The sequence below is a fragment of the Enterobacter sp. 296B2 genome, from assembly GCF_034106185.1.
GTDB classification, from domain to species: Bacteria; Pseudomonadota; Gammaproteobacteria; order Enterobacterales; family Enterobacteriaceae; genus Enterobacter; species Enterobacter cloacae_N.
On record NZ_JAWNCA010000017.1, the window covers coordinates 83,918 to 103,427 of the forward strand.

The following is a 19,510-nucleotide window of genomic DNA, read 5'->3' on the forward strand; positions in this document are numbered from 1 at the left end:
GAGAAGTCATTCATGTTTAAACGACTGTTAATGGTTGCCATGCTGGTCATTGCCCCTCTCACTGCGGCACATGCTGCGGATCAGAGCAACCCGTACAAACTGATGAACGAAGCTGCGAAGAAAACCTTCGACCGTCTCAAAAACGAACAGCCAAAAATTCGCGCGAATCCTGATTATCTGCGTGACGTGGTTGACCAGGAACTGCTGCCGTATGTGCAGATCAAATATGCGGGAGCGCTGGTGCTGGGGCGTTATTACAAAGATGCGACGCCTGCGCAGCGTGAAGCCTACTTTGCCGCATTCCGTGAATACCTGAAACAGGCCTACGGCCAGGCGCTGGCGATGTACCACGGTCAGACCTATGAGATTGCGCCAGAGCAGCCGCTGGGCGATGCCACCATCATTCCTATCCGCGTGACGATCAACGATCCTAACGGCCGTCCGCCGGTGCGTCTGGATTTCCAGTGGCGTAAAAATAGCCAGACCGGCCACTGGCAGGCGTATGACATGATCGCCGAAGGGGTGAGCATGATCACCACTAAACAGAACGAGTGGAGCGACCTGCTGCGCACCAAGGGCATTGATGGCCTGACCGCACAGCTGCAGTCTATTTCTCGTCAGAAAATTACTCTGGACGAGAAGAAGTAATGTCGCAGCAACTTCGCTGGTCGCGTGAAGGTGAGACGTTAAAGCTGTCCGGTGAACTGGACCAGGATCTGCTGAACCCGCTGTGGGGCAAACGTCATGAAGCGATGCAGGGCGTGACGCTTATCGACTTAACCGACGTCACGCGGGTGGATACGGCAGGCGTTGCGCTGCTTGCCCATCTGGTTGCCGTGGGGAAAAAGCAGGGAACAAGCGTCATGCTTCATGGCGCGAGCGATAATGTCGTTACCCTTGCGCAACTCTACAATCTGCCTCAGGACGTACTGCCTCGTTAATATTTTCAGTGCGTTACTTCCGAAAGCCCTGACAGTTTCATCGTCGGGGCTTTTTGCTTGTTTAAGACGACGCCACTTTGCTCTAAGATGTTGGGCTTGTTTTCACTATCAGATGATTAAGAGCCCATGGAAAATCATGAAATCCAGACAGTGCTGATGAATGCACTCTCCCTTCAGGAAGCCCACGTCACTGGCGATGGCAGTCACTTCCAGGTTATTGCTGTGGGTGAGATGTTCGACGGTATGAGCCGTGTGAAGAAGCAGCAGGCTGTGTACGCGCCGCTGATGGAATATATTGCGGATAACCGCATCCACGCCCTGTCGATCAAAGCGTTCACCCCGCAAGAGTGGGCACGCGATCGCAAACTAAACGGTTTTTGAGCTGAGGGCGACAGGCCCGCAGCACGGTTGAATTTATAAGAGAGCACACAATGGATAAATTTCGTGTACAGGGGCCAACGCGTCTCCAGGGCGAAGTCACAATTTCTGGCGCGAAAAACGCCGCGCTGCCAATCCTCTTTGCTGCGCTGCTCGCGGAAGAGCCGGTAGAAATTCAGAACGTACCGAAGCTGAAAGATATCGACACCACCATGAAGTTGCTCACCCAACTGGGCACTAAAGTTGAGCGCAACGGTTCCGTCTGGATTGACGCCAGCAACGTGAACAACTTCTCTGCGCCTTACGATCTGGTGAAAACCATGCGTGCTTCTATCTGGGCGCTTGGCCCGCTGGTGGCGCGTTTCGGTCAGGGTCAGGTTTCGCTGCCGGGCGGCTGCGCTATCGGCGCGCGTCCGGTTGACCTGCATATCTTTGGCCTGGAGAAACTGGGCGCAGAGATCAAGCTGGAAGAAGGTTACGTTAAGGCCTCCGTCAATGGCCGTCTGAAAGGCGCGCACATTGTCATGGACAAAGTGAGCGTTGGCGCTACTGTCACCATTATGTCTGCAGCGACGCTGGCAGAAGGTACCACCATCATCGAAAACGCCGCGCGTGAACCGGAGATCGTGGATACCGCCAACTTCCTCGTGGCGCTGGGCGCGAAGATCTCCGGCCAGGGTACTGACCGCATCACCATCGAAGGCGTTGAGCGTCTGGGCGGTGGTGTGTATCGCGTACTGCCGGACCGTATCGAAACCGGTACTTTCCTGGTCGCTGCGGCGATCTCTGGCGGTAAGATTGTATGTCGCAACGCGCAGCCAGATACCCTGGATGCGGTGCTGGCGAAACTGCGTGAAGCGGGTGCCGATGTTGAAACCGGTGAAGACTGGATCAGCCTCGATATGCACGGCAAGCGTCCGAAAGCGGTAACCGTGCGCACGGCGCCGCATCCGGCATTCCCGACCGATATGCAGGCACAGTTCACCCTGCTGAACCTGGTGGCGGAAGGTACCGGTGTGATCACCGAGACTATCTTCGAGAACCGCTTCATGCACGTACCGGAACTGATCCGTATGGGCGCACATGCTGAGATCGAAAGTAACACGGTGATTTGCCTCGGTGTTGAGAAACTGTCCGGTGCTCAGGTAATGGCAACAGATCTGCGTGCGTCTGCAAGCCTGGTGCTGGCGGGCTGTATCGCGGAAGGCACTACGGTGGTGGATCGTATTTATCACATCGATCGTGGCTATGAACGTATCGAAGACAAACTGCGCGCGCTGGGTGCCAATATCGAGCGTGTGAAGGGCGAGTAATCGTTCCGGCAGCCCCCTGCCAGAAATGACCGGGGGGTTGCTATTCCTGTCACAAAAGCCGTTATTCCTGCGGTTCTGTTTTTACTTTTCTCTGGCGCATCATGCGCGTTCTGTCGATAAATTCATGAGTAACTGGATCGTGATAACGTGAAGGCCAGATCACCCACGGGTGCGTTTCCAGCGCCGTCGCGATAATTAATTCTCCCTTTGGCCAGGGGCGGGTCAGGGCGTTGGCCAGGGTGGAAGAACTCAGACCATGGCGGCGGGACTCTGCTGCAAGTGACGTACCTCTTTTGCGCAGTGCCGCAATGATATCTGCCGTATGCCAGTCGATAAATTTCGTATCCATAACGCTGTCCTTAAGTTCGGATTCACCTACGCCGTTTCTTCTGAAGCGACTGGCTTACTATACCCATTTCACATTCGTGTTCTAAAAAGTTCGCGTTACTTGAAGGGATATTCAGAATAAGGCATGGCTTTATTCATGCGGGCTCTAACCCGATGAATTTACGTGAATACGGAATTTATTGGTGCGTTTTTGAACCTCCCCGCGATGGGAGCGGGGAGGTGGGGCAAGATTAACGGTCGCGCTGAACAGCGATGTGGGCAAGACCAATCAGCGCATCGCGCCATGGGCTGTCTGGAATAACCTGGAGAGCTTCGATGGCTTTGTCAGCCTCTTCTTCAGCACGCTGACGGGTCCATTCCAGTGAACCGCAGATTGCCATCGTTTCCAGTACAGGTTCCAGAAGATGGCGACCATTTCCCTGTTCGATCGCCTCACGGATCATTTTCGCCTGGTCGGCTGTTCCGTTGCGCATTGCGTGAAGGAGCGGCAGGGTCGGTTTGCCTTCGTTCAGGTCATCGCCAACGTTTTTGCCGAGCGTTTCGCCGTCCGCGCTGTAGTCCAGCAAATCATCAATCAGCTGGAAGGCAGTGCCCAGATAGCGGCCATAGTCCTGCAATCCTTTTTCCTGCGCCTCGGAACAGCCAGCCAGAATGCCCGAGCACTGGGCGGCCGCTTCAAACAGGCGCGCTGTTTTGCTGTAGATAACGCGCATGTAGTTTTCTTCGGTGATATCCGGGTCATTGACGTTCATCAGCTGCAGCACTTCGCCTTCAGCGATGACGTTGACGGCTTCTGACATCACCTCCAGCACTTTCAGAGAGCCGAGGCTGGTCATCATCTGGAAGGCGCGGGTATAGATAAAGTCCCCGACCAGAACGCTGGCGGCGTTCCCGAAGGCTGCGTTTGCCGTGGCTTTGCCACGACGCATATCGGATTCATCCACAACATCGTCATGCAGAAGCGTCGCGGTGTGAATAAATTCAATCAGCGCGGCGATCGTCACGTGGGCATTTCCCTGATAGCCAACGGCTCTGGCAGCCAGAATGGCAATCATCGGGCGAATGCGTTTACCGCCGCCGCTGACAATGTAATAGCCCAACTGATTGATCAGCTGAACGTCAGAGTTGAGTTGCTCCAGGATTGCTGCATTTACACCCGCCATATCTTGCGCGGTTAACTCGTTGATTTTTTCTAAATTCATCGCAAAAGCCGGGCTTTTTATCCTGTTGATCCCATCTTCAATGGGGTAACGAAGGGTTTCGGTTTATCAATAGTAGTGCTGATTGTACTGAAAAAACGGCTCAGATAAACGTTACCGTACGTGTTGTGTTTTTTTTCTTCATGTATTGACGGTAGCACTTGTCAAAGGCTCGCGTTTTGCGTAATATTCGCGCCCTATTGTGAATATTTATAGCGCACTCTGATTCATACGAGGACGTGCGCGGAAGCGGAGTTTATATGTACGCGGTTTTCCAAAGTGGTGGTAAACAACACCGAGTAAGCGAAGGTCAGACCGTTCGCCTGGAAAAGCTGGACATCGCAACTGGCGAATCTGTTGAGTTCGCAGAAGTTCTGATGATCGCAAACGGTGAAGAAGTCAAAATCGGCGTTCCTTTCGTTGATGGCGGCGTTATCAAAGCTGAAGTTGTTGCACACGGTCGTGGCGAGAAAGTTAAAATCGTTAAGTTTCGTCGTCGTAAACACTACCGTAAGCAGCAGGGCCACCGTCAGTGGTTCACTGATGTGAAAATTACTGGCATCAGCGCCTAAGACCTGAGGAGAGATTTAAATGGCACATAAAAAGGCTGGCGGCTCCACACGTAACGGTCGCGATTCAGAAGCTAAACGTCTTGGCGTTAAGCGTTTCGGTGGCGAATCCGTTCTGGCGGGTAGCATCATCGTTCGTCAACGTGGTACCAAATTCCATGCTGGCAACAACGTAGGTTGCGGTCGTGACCACACTCTGTTTGCTAAAGCAGACGGTAAAGTGAAATTTGAAGTTAAAGGCCCGAACAACCGTAAATACATCAGCATCGTTGCTGAGTAAGGTTTTCTCGGTCCGGTAACGGATTAAAGCCCCGCAACGTGTTGCGGGGCTTTTTACATTGGAAACCCGGAAAATTTTCTGTAGGGAAAACGGGCATGAAGCAGCAGGCCGGCATTGGTATTCTTTTGGCGCTCACGACCGCAATGTGCTGGGGTGCGCTGCCAATTGCAATGAAGCAGGTACTGGAAGTGATGGAGCCGCCTACGGTGGTCTTTTATCGCTTTCTGATGGCAAGCATCGGTCTCGGGACCATCCTTGCAATTAAAGGTAAGCTTCCACCGTTGCGACTCTTCCGTAAACCTCGCTGGCTGGTGTTACTGGCCATTGCGACGGGCGGTCTGTTCGGTAACTTCATCCTGTTCAGCTCTTCCCTGCAGTATTTAAGCCCTACAGCGTCTCAGGTGATTGGCCAGCTTTCACCCGTGGGTATGATGGTTGCCAGCGTGTTCATCCTCAAAGAGAAGATGCGCGGGACGCAGATTATCGGGGCAACCATGCTGCTTTGTGGTCTGGTGATGTTTTTCAACACCAGCCTGATCGAGATTTTTACCCGGCTTACGGACTACACCTGGGGCGTGATCTTCGGCGTGGGAGCAGCAACGGTCTGGGTGAGCTATGGCGTCGCGCAAAAGGTGTTATTGCGTCGCCTGGCCTCACAGCAGATCCTTTTTTTGCTGTACACTTTGTGTACAGTGGCATTATTGCCGTTAGCGAAGCCGGGCGTCATTGCCCAGCTGAGCGACTGGCAACTGGCGTGCCTCATTTTTTGTGGGCTTAACACGCTGGTCGGTTATGGCGCGCTGGCGGAAGCGATGGCGCGCTGGCAGGCAGCACAGGTGAGCGCGTTGATCACGCTTACCCCGCTGTTTACGCTGTTATTTTCAGATTTGTTATCAATGGCCTGGCCCGATGTCTTCGTCAGACCGATGCTCAACCTGTTGGGCTATCTCGGTGCGTTTGTCGTGGTTGCGGGCGCGATGTATTCCGCCATTGGTCATCGTCTTTGGGGACGTTGGCGCAAAAATGAAGCGGTCGTAGTAGTCCCCCGCTCAGGCGAATGAGTTACGGAGAGTAAAATGAAGTTTGTTGATGAAGCGACGATTCTGGTCGTGGCAGGTGATGGCGGTAACGGTTGTGTAAGCTTCCGCCGTGAAAAATATATTCCTCGTGGCGGCCCTGACGGCGGTGACGGTGGCGATGGTGGTGACGTGTGGCTGGAGGCGGATGAAAACCTCAACACGCTGATCGACTACCGCTTCGAAAAATCCTTCCGCGCTGAACGCGGCCAGAACGGCCAGAGCCGTGACTGTACCGGTAAACGCGGTAAAGACGTGACCATTAAGGTTCCGGTCGGTACGCGCGTTATCGATCAGGGCACCGGTGAAACCATGGGTGATATGACCAAGCATGGTCAGCGCCTGATGGTCGCAAAAGGCGGCTGGCACGGTCTGGGCAACAGCCGTTTCAAATCTTCCGTTAACCGTACCCCGCGCCAGAAAACGATGGGTACACCGGGCGATAAGCGCGATCTGCAGCTGGAGCTGATGCTTCTGGCAGACGTGGGCATGCTGGGTATGCCAAACGCCGGTAAATCGACGTTTATTCGTGCTGTCTCTGCGGCGAAACCAAAAGTGGCGGACTATCCGTTTACCACGCTGGTGCCAAGCCTCGGCGTTGTCCGTATGGATAACGAAAAGAGCTTCGTCGTGGCTGATATCCCTGGCCTGATCGAAGGCGCTGCAGAAGGGGCTGGCCTGGGTATTCGCTTCCTGAAGCACCTTGAGCGCTGCCGCGTCCTGCTGCACCTCATTGATATCGATCCAATCGATGGTTCCGATCCGGTAGAGAACGCCCGCATTATCATCGGCGAGCTGGAAAAATACAGCGAAAAACTGGCGAGTAAACCACGCTGGCTGGTCTTCAACAAGATCGACCTGATGGACAAAGCGGAAGCCGAAGCGAAAGCCAAAGCGATTGCTGAAGCGATGGGCTGGGAAGATAAATACTACCTTATCTCCGCGGCAAGCCAGGTTGGCGTGAAAGATCTCTGCTGGGATGTGATGACCTTCATCATCGAGAACCCGGTCGTTCAGGCTGAAGAAGCGAAACAGCCAGAAAAAGTCGAATTCATGTGGGATGACTACCACCGCCAGCAGCTCGAAGAGCTGGAAGCGGAAGAGGAAGACGACTGGGACGATGACTGGGATGAAGATGACGAAGAAGGCGTCGAGTTCATCTACAAGCACTAATATCTGTCCGAAGCCCCCATCCAGGGGGCTTTTTTCATTCCAGCGTTGAGGGAAGCCAGCAGCTTGCTATCAGGCCGCCTTCAGCGCCATTCTCCAGCATCAGCTTACCGTGATGAAGCTGCAGGATGCGCTGTACGATACTCAGGCCCAGGCCGCTGCCGCCGTAACGCTGATCGAGGCGACGGAACGGCTCCGTGATCGACTGTCGGTGCGCTTCGTCGATACCTGGCCCCTGATCGATAACGCTGAGCTGCGTACCGCCTTCGACCTCGGTAAGCGTCACGGTAATCGTGGTGCCTGTCGGGCTGTAACGCCCGGCATTCTCCAGCAGGTTGCGCAGCATCAGCCGCAGCAGTACCGCGTCTCCCTGTACCGTGAGCGCACTTTTGTCCGGCCATATCACCGTATGCGCTTTGGCTTCATGCTCAAGACCAAGAGGCGTGATGATTGTGTCCGTCCAGTTGATGGTTTCATAGTGGCCGCTCGCCATCGCCTGGCCGGCACGGGCCAGCATCAGCAGTTGCTCAACGGTGTGCATCAGCTGGTCGATACGGCTGATTAAGGCCGTGGCCTGCGGGGAGCCTGACTGCGCCATCAGCTCCAGATGAAGTCTGATTCCGGCAAGGGGCGTTCGCAGTTCGTGGGCGGCGTCCGCCGTGAAGAGACGCTCTTGCTGGATGGTACTGTCCAGCCTGGCGAGCAGTTGATTGAGCGAGGTGGTCACGGCGCCGATTTCTTCCATGTCGGAATACATAGGAAGCGGGGTTAAGTTATCCGCCGAACGGTTAGCCAGGCTCACGCGCAGTTTGTTCAGCGGCCGGGTTATCCAGGTGACCGCCCAGAACGAGAAAAACAGCGTAAAGCCAACCATCACCAGAGAAGGAACCAGCAGCGAGGCAATCGCTTCGCGGATCTCTTTCTCGACGTGGTTGTTACGTGATTTTGCCGACAGCGTTTCGTTCACCAGGAAACCAATCTGCTCCCGGCTTTCGTGCCATAACCAAATGACGCTTATCAGCTGGAAAAATAACAGAATGACCGCCAGCAACACCATTAATCGCCGACGCATGCTGTTCATTTCTGGCTCTCCAGACGGTAGCCAACGCCGCGGACGGTTTTAATCCGGTCTTTGCCGAGCTTACGACGCAGGTTATGGATGTGGACTTCGAGGGTATTTGACCCCGGATCGTCCTGCCAGGAGTAGATATCCTGCTGAAGGGTTTCTCTGTGTACCGTTTGTCCGCTTCGCATGATCAAACGCGTGAGCAAGGCGAACTCTTTTGGTGTGACTTCAACGGGCTGGGACTGGCGCAGGACCTGCTGGGTTTGCAGATTCAGGGTAATGTCCCCGTCGGTTAGTAAGTTATCACTATGGCCCTGATAACGGCGTATTAACGCTCGCACCCGAGCCTGAAGTTCTGCGAGCGCAAAGGGCTTCACCAGGTAATCATCGGCACCAGCATCAAGGCCGGTAATACGATCTTCAATGGCGTCGCGTGCGGTCAGGATCAACACCGGATTGGCGATGCCGCGGCGACGCCACTGGGTAAGCAGCGTCGCGCCGTCTTTGTCCGGCAAACCTAAATCAAGGATCACCAGGCTGTATTCGCCGCTCTGGATCAAGGCATCCGCCTCTGCTGCGGTGCCAGCACAGTCCAGGGCATAGCCCTCATTGGCCAGCCCCAGCGCCAGTCCTTCCTGTAATAACAGATCGTCTTCAACTATAAGGAGTTTCATCTCTGTTTGTTCGGTCCAGTATCCTTGCGATGTCATGATTATGGCAGAAAGCGGTGCACAGGCGCACGCACGATTTTGCATCATTAATCTTAATTAAATCCTAATTAAATTTAATTGAATAGTGGGGGCATAGGCCGCCAGATATAATGTTAGTCTTTTTCTGACACAGTTGTTGTCATTGACGTACTGCGATAAACGAGTAAAAGAATGGAATCTCTTTATTTATTAATGCTTTCGATAGTTTGTATTATTGTTGCAACTTATATTTATCGGTATAAAGCTCAACAAAATGCTTACATTTCAGTACTCATTTTTGTATCGACTGTTGGCGCCGTTTTTCTCGATGGTTTTTGGACTGTTTGCCAGTATTTTACCGGTGATGGGGTCAATGAGTCTGTTCTTTACACGTTAACGACAACGATGGAGGGCGGAGAAATAAATGATTACATTTGGCCATCCATATTAGCAGTATTCCTCTGTGTTGCGGTTGTTGTTGTTATTCATAAGGTATTATTCAGTGGCAGTGCAGGTAATAAAGAAAACTGGATTTATGCGGTGTTGTCCACCTTTTGTAGTGTTCTGGCATTGCTTGTTTCACCTGCTTTTTCGCAACTTAGTGGCACGATGATGTTATCAGAAGCAGTGGATGGTTCAGATTTTAATGAATATTATATTAATGAACCCAGTAAAATTGAACAGCCTAAGTTCAATTTGGTTTACATCTATGCTGAAAGTCTGGAACGTACTTATTTCGATGAAAAAGTCTTTCCGGGTTTGTTACCAGATTTAAAGGAATTAAAAGAGAAAAGCGTCGATTTTTCTAATACTTTCCAGATGCCAGCCACTGATTTTACCATCGCGGGTATAGTTGCTTCGCAATGCGGGTTACCATTATTCAAACCCACAGCGTTTAATGGTGAAAATACGGTTGGAACATTCTACCCGGAGAGCCATTGCCTGGGAGATATACTGAGTGCGTCAGGTTACGACACCTATTTTTATCAAGGTGCAAATCTTCATTTTGCTGACAAAGATGCTTTTTTTAAAATGCATGGCATAAAGCATACATGGGGGTTAACGGAATCTGGCTTGCAGGATAATTTTGAACTACAAAATAACTGGGGTCTCTATGATAACGTGGTGCTGGACAAAGCCTGGGAAAAATTTAACGAGCTTTCCGCTTCCGGACAGCGTTTCGCCCTGTTTACACTGACGGTCGATACACATCCACCGAGGGGGTATATCTCCCCCGGATGCCGTCAGAAAAATTACACCATTGATGGCCGTTCTGTTGAAGCATTAAGCGCCGTGCTATGCAGCCAGGAAGACATCTCGCGATTTGTACAAAAGATTCAGTCATCCCCCTGGGCCAAAAATACGCTGATTGTTCTCTCATCGGATCATTTGGCCATGCCCAGTACAGCGGTTTCTGTTGATTACCTCAACAAACTGGAGCGTCGGGATCTGTTTTTCATCCTCGGGCCGCAGGTGAAGCCTGGCCTGAAATCGCAGCCAAGAAGTACTCTTGATAATGGGGCAACTGTGCTGGATCTGCTGGGTGGCGAAAAGAAAATAGGCCTGGGGCGGAGTTCGGTCAGCGAAAAATCGCTCTCGGAAAGTGTGCCTGATTTCAAAAATAAACTGTATGCATGGGCTGACAGCATACGTGGACTTTGGGGAATGCCAGACCACATCGACGATTTTACGATCAATACACAGAAAAAAGAAATTACGTTTAGCGGTCATACCGTTAGCTTGCCAATCCTGATTGACATTAAATCTGATCAAGTGCTGCCCGTTATTGACGATGGCAGTAGAAATATCTCGTTGAGGCAATCACTGGCATTTTTACCTGAAGGCGAGGGGTTTGTCTGGGTCGATAAATGTTTTCGTCCTGCAACTATCTGGCGGAACGAGTTCGTGCTTTCTGAAGACTGGTGCGTCACACAGGGTAAGGCCGGAGGAAAGATTACGGTCGATAAAATAGGCGGTGATGTATATGAAGGCAAGGTAAGCATTGATGATAGCCCAACAGATACTGCGCGTTATCAACGTGAGCAGGGGCTAATGAAAATGAGTCCTGATGACATTCGTTATGTCTCGAATACATTCAAATTTGCCTTAGACGGTAGACCTGTGTTTATCGAAAATATGATGGGCATCGGTCGCCAGGAGTCCTGGGGGCGTTGGTCAGACGCGTTGACCTCACCTTCAGTAATGTTGCTCTATAAGTCACCGTTCCCACGCGAATTTAATGTTGAGATTGAAGCGAAAGCCTATGGCAAAAATATCAATGCCCCCGTTGCCATAACAATTGGCGAACAGACGCAGTATGTGCGTTTTGGTGAGAAGGCGACCAGGGTTACCCTTCATTACACAGGGGATCTCTATTCCCGTTTGCTGGTAATTACCCCACCTGAGCCCACGCTTAGCCGAGAGGGAAGCATATTAGGGCAAAGCTTTACTTCCCCGGTGCGAAAGATAGGTATCGGACTGATTGAAGTGAAGATTACGCCAGTGATTCAGACCACCGACAGGAAGTAACGGTGAGGGATGGCCTGCAATCCACTGCAGGCCAACGCGAACATCAATTGTTCTGGTAAATATCTTTATAAAGCCTGCTCTCGAAGCGAACCAGTGGAATACGACGGTTGCGCTGGTCGGTCGGTTCGACGGCATAGCCGGACAGATACTGCACGAATGCCATGCGCTGTCCGCTGGCGGTCGTGATGAAGCCTGCAAGGTTATATACCCCCTGCAGTGAACCTGTTTTAGCGGATACTTTGCCATCCACACCCGCAGCGTGAAGCCCGGCGCGATACTGTAGCGAACCGTCGTGTCCGGCCAGCGGCAGCATTGAGATAAAGTTTAGCTCTGTGTCATGTTGTGCAATGTACTGAAGCACCTGCATCATGGTGGCCGGGGCAATCAAGTTATGGCGCGATAATCCGGAACCATCGACGGCGATAGTGTTACCCAGATCGATCCCCGCCTGCTGGCGCAGGATCTGACGAACAGCGTCTGAGCCCGCGCGCCAGGTTCCCGGCACGCCGAAGCGCGCGTGACCAATCATGCGGAATACGGTGTCGGCAATCATGTTGTCAGACTTTTTCAGCATAATCCGCAATAAATCATGCAGCGGCGGTGACTGTTTGCTGGCAATGACCGTGCCCGGCTGGTTGACCTGCGTCTGGCGTAGCAGCGTGCCGGAGTAGGTTATTCCCGCCTGCTTCAGTTCATCCTTGAGAATCGCACCCGCATAGCCTGCGCCATCCTGAATCGCGAAGGCCAGCGGCAGCGGATCGGCGCGCTGCGTCAGGCAGCCGGTGAGGGTGTAGCGGTTAAGATCGCCAGGCACCACGTCCAGTTCGCAGTACTGGGCATCCGGGGAGCCTTTAGCCAGCGTACGCACCTGGCTAAACATGGTCACCGGATAGTAAGATGCCACGCGAATAAACGCTAAATCGTCCGGTTTTGGCGCGCTGTAAAGGGAAATCGAGAAGCAGTTGCGGTCAACAATCGCGGCCGCAGGCGGGGCGCTAAAGCACTGCGTCATGTCGTTCCACGGCCAGCCTGGGGCTTTATCGTGGCTGGCAAAAATAGAGGTATCGATCAGCACGTTGCCATCGATTTTTGTCACACCGGATTTTTTTAACACCGCCACCATGTTGCGGATATCCTGGCGCTTAAAGGTGGGATCGCCACCGAAACGGGCGATAAGATCGCCTTTCAGTTCGCCACCCTCGACGTTACCTTTGGTTTCAAGCGTGGTGGTAAAACGGAAGTCAGGCCCGAGCTGAAGCAGGGCGGCGAGGGCTGTGATCACCTTCTGGGTACTGGCAGGCAGCGCCATCTGTTGACTGTGATAGTCAATCTCGGGAGCCTGTGCGCCAACCTTCTGCACCATCAGGGCAAGGTTCGCGCCTGCGGGGAGCTGATTAATGTACTCATCAACATTCGCGGCCTGGGCGGTGAACGTTATACTGGTAGTCAATCCGATGATAAAACTGGAAAATCGCATAATCTCGCGCTAACAACCCGAAAACAAACCGTCATACTACGGTGCATAGCACTGCAAAGTAAACGATGACCCATAGTGAACTTCGCGGTAAAATGCGTATCAAATTGAAAAATTGCTGCTGACCTGGGGCGTCGCTCCCGGGTCGGTTTTCTTTTTGCTTCTTGCCCGCTTAGGGGGGCAGGAGCAGGGAACACTGCTCCCAACAGGAATGTTTAAGAGGTATAACAAATGCAAGCTATTCCGATGACCTTACGTGGTGCCGAAAAACTGCGCGAAGAGCTGGATTTCCTGAAATCCGTGCGTCGCCCCGAAATCATCGCCGCTATCGCGGAAGCCCGTGAGCATGGCGACCTGAAAGAGAATGCTGAATACCATGCGGCGCGCGAGCAGCAGGGTTTCTGTGAAGGGCGCATTAAGGATATCGAGGCGAAACTGTCTAACGCGCAGGTTATCGATATCACCAAAATGCCTAACAATGGCCGCGTGATCTTTGGTTCTACCGTCAGCGTTCTGAACCTGGACAACGACGAAGAGCAGACCTATCGCATCGTGGGCGATGATGAAGCCGACTTCAAACAGAACCTGATTTCGGTGAACTCACCGATTGCTCGTGGCCTGATTGGCAAAGAGCAGGACGATGTTGTCACCATCCGCACCCCTGGCGGCGAAGTGGAATACGAAATTATTAAGGTTGAATACCTGTAATTCGCTTCTCTACTAAGATGTTGATACATTGTAAAGAAAAGAAAAAGGCCGCGTAGCGGCCTTTTATCAACTCAAGGAGCATGGCATTTTGCTCGCCTGCTGAAAGAAATCCCTCGTTTCACACAGAAAATGTGATTGATTCAGGATATCCTTAGCGTGGCAGCGAGATTTTACGCTCTTTAGATGGGCGATAGAGCACCAGCGTTTTACCGATGACCTGTACATTACAGGCGCCGGTTTCGCGCACGATGGCTTCCACGATCAGGTTTTTAGTGTCTCTGTCTTCAGAGGCGATTTTCACCTTGATCAGCTCGTGGTGTTCCAGCGCTTGTTCAATCTCGGCAAGCACCCCTTCGGTCAAACCATTGTTGCCAAGCATCACTACAGGCTTGAGCGGATGTGCCAGACCTTTAAGGTGCTGTTTTTGTTTAGTACTCAGATTCATCGTATATTTTTGCTTACGTTGGGATTGAAAACGGTTCATTCTACCGCCATCTCCCTTATATCGCCAAATAGCTGCGTAGAAATTTACGTCACAGGCAAGCAACGATGAACCAGGACGGAAATGTTAAATGACAGGTAAAAAGCGTTCTGCCAGTTCCAGCCGCTGGCTTCAGGAACACTTTAGCGATAAATATGTTCAACAGGCACAGAAAAAGGGGTTACGTTCCCGTGCCTGGTTTAAACTTGATGAAATACAGCAAAGTGACAAACTTTTTAAGCCGGGGATGACGGTTGTTGACCTCGGTGCGGCACCGGGCGGATGGTCCCAGTATGCGGTAACGCAGATCGGCGGAACGGGCCGCATCATCGCGTGCGATCTTTTACCAATGGATCCCATCGTCGGTGTCGACTTCCTTCAGGGCGACTTTCGTGATGAATTAGTGCTGAAAGCGTTACTTGATCGTGTTGGTGACAGTAAGGTCCAGGTTGTCATGTCGGATATGGCACCAAATATGTGCGGAACACCGGCGGTGGATATCCCCCGCGCCATGTATCTGGTGGAGCTAGCGTTAGAAATGTGTCGTGATGTACTAGCGCCTGGTGGTAGTTTTGTTGTGAAGGTGTTTCAGGGCGAAGGTTTCGAGGAGTATCTTAAGGAAATTCGCTCCCTGTTTGCGAAGGTTAAAGTTCGTAAGCCGGACTCTTCCCGGGCCCGTTCCCGAGAAGTGTATATTGTAGCGACCGGGCGAAAATGATAACCGGTAGATTTCAGGCGAAAGTTTGAATGAAACTGGATATAGAGTATCCTGACGCTGTTTTTAACACAGTTGTAATATGAGGTTAATCCCTTGAGTGACATGGCGAAAAACCTAATACTCTGGCTGGTCATTGCCGTTGTGCTGATGTCAGTATTCCAGAGCTTTGGGCCCAGCGAGTCGAATGGCCGCAAGGTGGATTATTCTACCTTCCTGCAAGAGGTCAATCAGGACCAGGTTCGCGAAGCGCGTATCAACGGACGTGAGATCAACGTTACCAAGAAAGATAGTAACCGTTACACGACTTACATCCCGGTGAACGATCCTAAGCTGCTTGATAACCTTCTGACCAAAAACGTCAAAGTGGTAGGCGAGCCGCCAGAAGAACCAAGCCTGCTGGCTTCTATCTTCATTTCCTGGTTCCCGATGCTGCTTCTTATCGGCGTCTGGATCTTCTTTATGCGCCAGATGCAGGGCGGCGGTGGCAAAGGTGCCATGTCGTTCGGTAAGAGCAAGGCGCGTATGCTGACGGAAGACCAGATCAAGACCACGTTTGCTGACGTCGCCGGTTGTGACGAAGCGAAAGAAGAGGTGGGTGAGCTGGTTGAATACCTGCGTGAGCCGAGCCGTTTCCAGAAACTGGGCGGTAAGATCCCGAAAGGCGTTCTGATGGTCGGCCCTCCGGGTACCGGTAAAACCCTGCTGGCGAAAGCCATCGCGGGTGAAGCGAAGGTGCCGTTCTTTACAATTTCAGGTTCTGACTTCGTGGAAATGTTCGTGGGTGTCGGTGCGTCTCGTGTGCGTGACATGTTCGAGCAGGCCAAGAAGGCAGCACCGTGCATCATCTTCATCGATGAAATCGACGCCGTAGGCCGCCAGCGTGGCGCAGGCCTGGGCGGTGGTCACGATGAGCGTGAGCAGACCCTGAACCAGATGCTGGTTGAGATGGACGGCTTCGAAGGTAACGAAGGTATTATCGTTATCGCGGCAACTAACCGTCCGGACGTACTTGACCCCGCGCTGCTGCGTCCAGGCCGTTTCGACCGTCAGGTTGTGGTCGGTCTGCCGGATGTTCGCGGTCGTGAACAGATTCTGAAAGTCCACATGCGTCGCGTACCGCTGGCGCCAGATATCGACGCGGCAATCATTGCGCGTGGTACCCCTGGCTTCTCCGGTGCGGACCTGGCTAACCTGGTCAACGAAGCTGCACTGTTTGCCGCACGCGGTAACAAGCGCGTGGTGTCCATGGTGGAGTTCGAGAAAGCGAAAGACAAAATCATGATGGGTGCGGAACGTCGCTCCATGGTGATGACGGAAGCGCAGAAAGAGTCCACCGCGTACCACGAAGCGGGCCATGCGATTATCGGTCGCCTGGTGCCGGAACACGATCCGGTGCACAAAGTGACGATTATTCCACGCGGTCGTGCGCTGGGTGTGACCTTCTTCTTGCCTGAAGGCGACGCGATCAGCGCCAGCCGTCAGAAGCTGGAAAGCCAGATTTCGACCCTGTACGGCGGTCGTCTGGCAGAAGAGATCATCTACGGGCCAGAACACGTGTCTACCGGTGCGTCGAACGATATTAAAGTGGCGACAAACCTGGCGCGTAACATGGTGACTCAGTGGGGCTTCTCCGACAAACTCGGTCCGCTGCTTTATGCAGAGGAAGAGGGCGAAGTATTCCTGGGCCGCTCTGTGGCGAAAGCGAAACATATGTCCGATGAGACGGCACGTATCATCGACCAGGAAGTGAAAGCGCTGATTGAACGTAACTACGGTCGCGCGCGTCAGATCCTGAACGACAATATGGACATCCTGCATTCGATGAAAGATGCGCTCATGAAATATGAGACCATTGATGCACCGCAGATTGACGACCTGATGGCTCGCCGCGAAGTGCGTCCGCCAGCGGGCTGGGAAGACCCAGGCGCTTCCAACAATTCTGACAATAATGGCACCCCGCGTGCGCCGCGTCCGGTCGATGAACCGCGTACGCCAAACCCGGGCAACACCATGTCAGAACAGTTGGGCGACAAGTAAGTCACTGCTGTTGAAGCGTTTGTCTGTACCTCAAACCCTGGAGCTTGCTCCGGGGTTTTTCTTTTCCGTTAAACCATACTAAAACCAGGGATTTAACCATGAAACTCTTCGCCCAGGACTCGCATCTCGATCTTTCACATCCGCATGTGATGGGGATCCTGAATGTTACCCCTGACTCCTTCTCTGACGGCGGCACGCACAACACGCTTATCGACGCGGTTAAGCACGCAAATTTAATGATCAACGCGGGTGCCACCATCATTGACGTTGGCGGTGAATCGACGCGTCCCGGCGCGGCAGATGTTTCGGTGGAAGAAGAGCTGGCGCGCGTGGTGCCGGTGGTTGAGGCCATCGCGCAACGTTTCGAGGTGTGGATCTCCGTCGATACGTCCAAACCAGAAGTGATCCGTGAAGTGGCGAGAGTGGGTGCTCACATTATTAATGATATCCGCTCGCTGACCGAACCGGGAGCGATCGAGGCCGCTGCAGAAACCGGCCTGCCGGTATGCCTGATGCACATGCAGGGGCAACCGAAAACCATGCAGGAAGCACCGAAGTATGATGATGTCTTTGCCGAGGTGAATCGCTTCTTTATTGAGCATATTGAACGCTGTGAGCGTGCAGGCATCCCAAAAGAGAAATTGCTGCTCGACCCGGGGTTCGGTTTCGGTAAAAATCTCTCACACAATTATGCGTTGCTTGCGCGCTTATCGGAATTTCATCATTTTGACCTGCCGCTGCTGGTAGGGATGTCGAGAAAGTCAATGATCGGCCAATTGCTGAATGTAGGACCGGGGGAGCGCCTGAGTGGCAGCCTGGCCTGCGCGGTAATTGCGGCGATGCAAGGCGCGCACATTATCCGTGTCCATGACGTCAAAGAAACAGTAGAAGCCATGCGTGTGGTGGAAGCCACACTGGCAGCGAAGGAAAACAAACGCTATGAGTAATCGTAAATATTTTGGTACCGATGGTATCCGTGGGCGCGTAGGCGATGCTCCAATCACCCCTGATTTTGTTCTGAAGCTCGGTTGGGCTGCTGGCAAGGTACTGGCGCGTCATGGCTCACGTAAGATCATTATTGGTAAAGATACCCGTATTTCGGGCTATATGCTGGAATCTGCGCTGGAAGCAGGTCTGGCGGCTGCCGGGCTTTCAGCTTCCTTTACAGGCCCAATGCCAACACCTGCTGTTGCCTACCTTACGCGCACCTTCCGTGCAGAAGCGGGGATCGTGATCTCGGCGTCTCATAACCCGTTCTACGACAACGGTATCAAGTTCTTCTCCATTGACGGCACCAAGCTGCCGGACGAAGTGGAAGAGGCCATTGAAGCTGAAATGGAAAAAGAGATCACCTGCGTTGATTCCGCTGAGCTGGGTAAAGCGAACCGTATCGTTGATGCAGCGGGCCGTTATATTGAATTCTGTAAAGGCACCTTCCCGAATGAGCTGAGCCTGGCGCATCTCAAAATTGTGGTGGACTGTGCAAACGGCGCAACCTATCACATCGCTCCGAATGTGTTCCGCGAGCTGGGTGCAAAAGTCATCGCCATCGGCTGCGAGCCGAATGGCCTGAACATTAACGAAGAAGTCGGGGCGACGGACGTGCGTGCCCTGCAGGCGCGCGTGCTGGCGGAAAAAGCCGATCTGGGCATTGCCCTGGACGGCGACGGTGACCGCGTGATCATGGTTGACCACGAAGGTAATAAAGTCGACGGCGATCAGATCCTCTACATCATTGCCCGTGAAGGCCTGCGCCAGGGCCAGCTGCGCGGTGGCGCGGTTGGGACGCTGATGAGCAACATGGGTCTGGAGCTGGCGCTGAAACAGCTCGGTATTCCATTTGTTCGCGCGAAAGTGGGCGACCGCTACGTGCTGGAAAAACTGCAGGAGAAAGGCTGGCGTATTGGTGCCGAGAACTCTGGTCACGTGATCCTGCTCGACAAAACCACTACTGGCGATGGTATTGTAGCCGCGCTGCAGGTGGTTGCCGCGATGGCGCGCAACCATATGAGCCTGCACGATCTGTGCAGCGGGATGAAAATGTTCCCGCAGATTCTGGTGAACGTGCGTTTCACTGCCGGTAAAGGCGATCCGCTGGAAAATGACAACGTGAAAGCGGTAATGGCTGACGTTGAAGCGGCTCTGGGTAGTCGTGGGCGCGTGCTGCTGCGTAAGTCAGGTACCGAGCCGCTGATCCGCGTGATGGTGGAAGGTGAAGACGAAGCGCAGGTCACCGAATTTGCGCACCGTATCGCGGATGCCGTGAAAATTGCATAATTAAACCACTCTCATTTTTTTAAGGGCGATGAATATCGCCCTTTTTATTTATATTGTGAATGGGAATACTTATGAGAAGTCGGTTCAATTCTTAACATATTAACGTTGAAAGCTTTGTGAAAAAGTGTAACTATTCATAATAAGACACATATTTATTAATATGTGTTTCAAACTTATACCCATTTTCTATTTTTCCCATTATATCAATTTTAATTTCTCTTAAAGAGGGATTAAGAAGATTTCGTTTGACTATTATG

20 protein-coding genes are annotated in these 19,510 nt (G+C 52.6%); 14 read left to right on the forward strand and 6 right to left on the reverse strand.

What is annotated here, in order from left to right; genetic code table 11:
* The first annotated feature begins 12 nt into the window (after positions 1–12).
* The 4 genes from mlaC (at position 13) to murA (ending at position 2,632) form a co-directional block, all read left to right on the forward strand.
* Complete coding sequence (gene mlaC / locus URZ40_RS14050; RefSeq protein WP_320720706.1) at positions 13–648, forward strand: phospholipid-binding protein MlaC; 636 nt, start codon at positions 13–15, stop codon at positions 646–648.
* The gene (gene mlaB, locus URZ40_RS14055) at positions 648–941 is read left to right on the forward strand and encodes a lipid asymmetry maintenance protein MlaB (protein ID WP_320720707.1); all 294 of its coding nucleotides are present in this window, start codon (positions 648–650) and stop codon (positions 939–941) included. Before mlaC ends, mlaB begins: the two co-directional genes overlap by 1 nt.
* Before the next feature lie 126 nt (positions 942–1,067).
* A complete protein-coding gene (gene ibaG, locus URZ40_RS14060) occupies positions 1,068–1,322 on the forward strand; it encodes a BolA family iron metabolism protein IbaG (protein WP_008501458.1) in 255 nt (84 codons plus the stop codon).
* 50 nt (positions 1,323–1,372) lie between these two features.
* On the forward strand, positions 1,373–2,632 hold the full coding sequence (gene murA, locus URZ40_RS14065; RefSeq protein ID WP_320720708.1) for a UDP-N-acetylglucosamine 1-carboxyvinyltransferase: 1,260 nt from the start codon (positions 1,373–1,375) through the stop codon (positions 2,630–2,632).
* Between the two features lie 61 nt (positions 2,633–2,693).
* On the opposite strand, the gene sfsB is transcribed toward murA, so the two are convergent.
* Both sfsB and ispB read right to left on the reverse strand, forming a co-directional pair.
* Positions 2,694–2,981, reverse strand: a complete 288-nt coding sequence (gene sfsB, locus URZ40_RS14070; protein ID WP_061096952.1) for a DNA-binding transcriptional regulator SfsB — start codon at positions 2,979–2,981, stop codon at positions 2,694–2,696.
* Between the two features lie 229 nt (positions 2,982–3,210).
* Positions 3,211–4,182, reverse strand: coding sequence for an octaprenyl diphosphate synthase (ispB, locus tag URZ40_RS14075; RefSeq protein ID WP_028014558.1), 972 nt, complete (start codon positions 4,180–4,182; stop codon positions 3,211–3,213).
* Between the two features lie 257 nt (positions 4,183–4,439).
* Between ispB and rplU the strand changes: the two genes are divergently transcribed.
* The 4 genes from rplU to cgtA all read left to right on the forward strand — a co-directional run bounded on the left by rplU (position 4,440) and on the right by cgtA (position 7,277).
* Complete coding sequence (gene rplU / locus URZ40_RS14080; RefSeq protein ID WP_003025032.1) at positions 4,440–4,751, forward strand: 50S ribosomal protein L21; 312 nt, start codon at positions 4,440–4,442, stop codon at positions 4,749–4,751.
* A gap of 19 nt (positions 4,752–4,770) precedes the next feature.
* Positions 4,771–5,028, forward strand: coding sequence for a 50S ribosomal protein L27 (rpmA, locus tag URZ40_RS14085; protein ID WP_004385076.1), 258 nt, complete (start codon positions 4,771–4,773; stop codon positions 5,026–5,028).
* Between the two features lie 95 nt (positions 5,029–5,123).
* Positions 5,124–6,089 carry a DMT family transporter gene (locus URZ40_RS14090; protein WP_116343508.1) on the forward strand — a complete coding sequence of 322 codons (966 nt, stop codon included), beginning with the start codon at positions 5,124–5,126 and terminating at the stop codon, positions 6,087–6,089.
* A gap of 15 nt (positions 6,090–6,104) precedes the next feature.
* On the forward strand, positions 6,105–7,277 hold the full coding sequence (gene cgtA / locus URZ40_RS14095; protein WP_014885381.1) for an Obg family GTPase CgtA: 1,173 nt from the start codon (positions 6,105–6,107) through the stop codon (positions 7,275–7,277).
* A 34-nt stretch (positions 7,278–7,311) separates the two neighbouring features.
* Here the strand turns inward: cgtA and pmrB are convergent, their stop codons facing one another.
* Positions 7,312–8,355 carry a two-component system sensor histidine kinase PmrB gene (gene pmrB / locus URZ40_RS14100; protein ID WP_116343507.1) on the reverse strand — a complete coding sequence of 348 codons (1,044 nt, stop codon included), beginning with the start codon at positions 8,353–8,355 and terminating at the stop codon, positions 7,312–7,314.
* Complete coding sequence (gene pmrA, locus URZ40_RS14105) at positions 8,352–9,014, reverse strand: two-component system response regulator PmrA (RefSeq protein WP_028014555.1); 663 nt, start codon at positions 9,012–9,014, stop codon at positions 8,352–8,354. Before pmrA ends, pmrB begins: the two co-directional genes overlap by 4 nt.
* A gap of 207 nt (positions 9,015–9,221) precedes the next feature.
* Between pmrA and opgB the strand changes: the two genes are divergently transcribed.
* Entirely contained in the window at positions 9,222–11,558 is a 2,337-nt protein-coding gene (gene opgB / locus URZ40_RS14110; RefSeq protein ID WP_320720709.1) for a phosphatidylglycerol--membrane-oligosaccharide glycerophosphotransferase, read from the forward strand.
* A gap of 43 nt (positions 11,559–11,601) precedes the next feature.
* Here opgB and dacB read toward each other — a convergent pair whose 3' ends face one another.
* Entirely contained in the window at positions 11,602–13,035 is a 1,434-nt protein-coding gene (gene dacB, locus URZ40_RS14115; RefSeq protein WP_192983864.1) for a serine-type D-Ala-D-Ala carboxypeptidase, read from the reverse strand.
* Between the two features lie 228 nt (positions 13,036–13,263).
* Between dacB and greA the strand changes: the two genes are divergently transcribed.
* The gene (greA, locus tag URZ40_RS14120) at positions 13,264–13,740 is read left to right on the forward strand and encodes a transcription elongation factor GreA (RefSeq protein WP_006812122.1); all 477 of its coding nucleotides are present in this window, start codon (positions 13,264–13,266) and stop codon (positions 13,738–13,740) included.
* Between the two features lie 151 nt (positions 13,741–13,891).
* On the opposite strand, the gene yhbY is transcribed toward greA, so the two are convergent.
* The gene (gene yhbY / locus URZ40_RS14125) at positions 13,892–14,185 is read right to left on the reverse strand and encodes a ribosome assembly RNA-binding protein YhbY (protein ID WP_003861814.1); all 294 of its coding nucleotides are present in this window, start codon (positions 14,183–14,185) and stop codon (positions 13,892–13,894) included.
* Between the two features lie 127 nt (positions 14,186–14,312).
* Between yhbY and rlmE the strand changes: the two genes are divergently transcribed.
* The 4 genes from rlmE (at position 14,313) to glmM (ending at position 19,253) form a co-directional block, all read left to right on the forward strand.
* Complete coding sequence (gene rlmE, locus URZ40_RS14130) at positions 14,313–14,939, forward strand: 23S rRNA (uridine(2552)-2'-O)-methyltransferase RlmE (RefSeq protein ID WP_003861812.1); 627 nt, start codon at positions 14,313–14,315, stop codon at positions 14,937–14,939.
* A 102-nt stretch (positions 14,940–15,041) separates the two neighbouring features.
* The gene (gene ftsH / locus URZ40_RS14135) at positions 15,042–16,976 is read left to right on the forward strand and encodes an ATP-dependent zinc metalloprotease FtsH (RefSeq protein ID WP_013098921.1); all 1,935 of its coding nucleotides are present in this window, start codon (positions 15,042–15,044) and stop codon (positions 16,974–16,976) included.
* Between the two features lie 98 nt (positions 16,977–17,074).
* The gene (gene folP / locus URZ40_RS14140; RefSeq protein WP_163329748.1) at positions 17,075–17,923 is read left to right on the forward strand and encodes a dihydropteroate synthase; all 849 of its coding nucleotides are present in this window, start codon (positions 17,075–17,077) and stop codon (positions 17,921–17,923) included.
* The gene (glmM, locus tag URZ40_RS14145; protein ID WP_316379851.1) at positions 17,916–19,253 is read left to right on the forward strand and encodes a phosphoglucosamine mutase; all 1,338 of its coding nucleotides are present in this window, start codon (positions 17,916–17,918) and stop codon (positions 19,251–19,253) included. Before folP ends, glmM begins: the two co-directional genes overlap by 8 nt.
* Positions 19,254–19,510 lie beyond the last annotated feature (257 nt).

Coding starts and splice junctions, on each gene's coding strand:
- opgB (WP_320720709.1), top strand. CDS start 9,222: ATGGAATCTCTTTATTTATTAATGCTTTCGATAGTTTGTATTATTGTT.
- URZ40_RS14090 (WP_116343508.1), top strand. CDS start 5,124: ATGAAGCAGCAGGCCGGCATTGGTATTCTTTTGGCGCTCACGACCGCA.
- mlaB (WP_320720707.1), top strand. CDS start 648: ATGTCGCAGCAACTTCGCTGGTCGCGTGAAGGTGAGACGTTAAAGCTG.
- ftsH (WP_013098921.1), top strand. CDS start 15,042: ATGGCGAAAAACCTAATACTCTGGCTGGTCATTGCCGTTGTGCTGATG.
- cgtA (WP_014885381.1), top strand. CDS start 6,105: ATGAAGTTTGTTGATGAAGCGACGATTCTGGTCGTGGCAGGTGATGGC.
- mlaC (WP_320720706.1), top strand. CDS start 13: ATGTTTAAACGACTGTTAATGGTTGCCATGCTGGTCATTGCCCCTCTC.
- dacB (WP_192983864.1), bottom strand. CDS start 13,035: ATGCGATTTTCCAGTTTTATCATCGGATTGACTACCAGTATAACGTTC.
- folP (WP_163329748.1), top strand. CDS start 17,075: ATGAAACTCTTCGCCCAGGACTCGCATCTCGATCTTTCACATCCGCAT.
- ibaG (WP_008501458.1), top strand. CDS start 1,068: ATGGAAAATCATGAAATCCAGACAGTGCTGATGAATGCACTCTCCCTT.
- yhbY (WP_003861814.1), bottom strand. CDS start 14,185: ATGAATCTGAGTACTAAACAAAAACAGCACCTTAAAGGTCTGGCACAT.
- rlmE (WP_003861812.1), top strand. CDS start 14,313: ATGACAGGTAAAAAGCGTTCTGCCAGTTCCAGCCGCTGGCTTCAGGAA.
- rpmA (WP_004385076.1), top strand. CDS start 4,771: ATGGCACATAAAAAGGCTGGCGGCTCCACACGTAACGGTCGCGATTCA.
- pmrB (WP_116343507.1), bottom strand. CDS start 8,355: ATGAACAGCATGCGTCGGCGATTAATGGTGTTGCTGGCGGTCATTCTG.
- rplU (WP_003025032.1), top strand. CDS start 4,440: ATGTACGCGGTTTTCCAAAGTGGTGGTAAACAACACCGAGTAAGCGAA.
- greA (WP_006812122.1), top strand. CDS start 13,264: ATGCAAGCTATTCCGATGACCTTACGTGGTGCCGAAAAACTGCGCGAA.
- glmM (WP_316379851.1), top strand. CDS start 17,916: ATGAGTAATCGTAAATATTTTGGTACCGATGGTATCCGTGGGCGCGTA.
- murA (WP_320720708.1), top strand. CDS start 1,373: ATGGATAAATTTCGTGTACAGGGGCCAACGCGTCTCCAGGGCGAAGTC.
- pmrA (WP_028014555.1), bottom strand. CDS start 9,014: ATGAAACTCCTTATAGTTGAAGACGATCTGTTATTACAGGAAGGACTG.
- ispB (WP_028014558.1), bottom strand. CDS start 4,182: ATGAATTTAGAAAAAATCAACGAGTTAACCGCGCAAGATATGGCGGGT.
- sfsB (WP_061096952.1), bottom strand. CDS start 2,981: ATGGATACGAAATTTATCGACTGGCATACGGCAGATATCATTGCGGCA.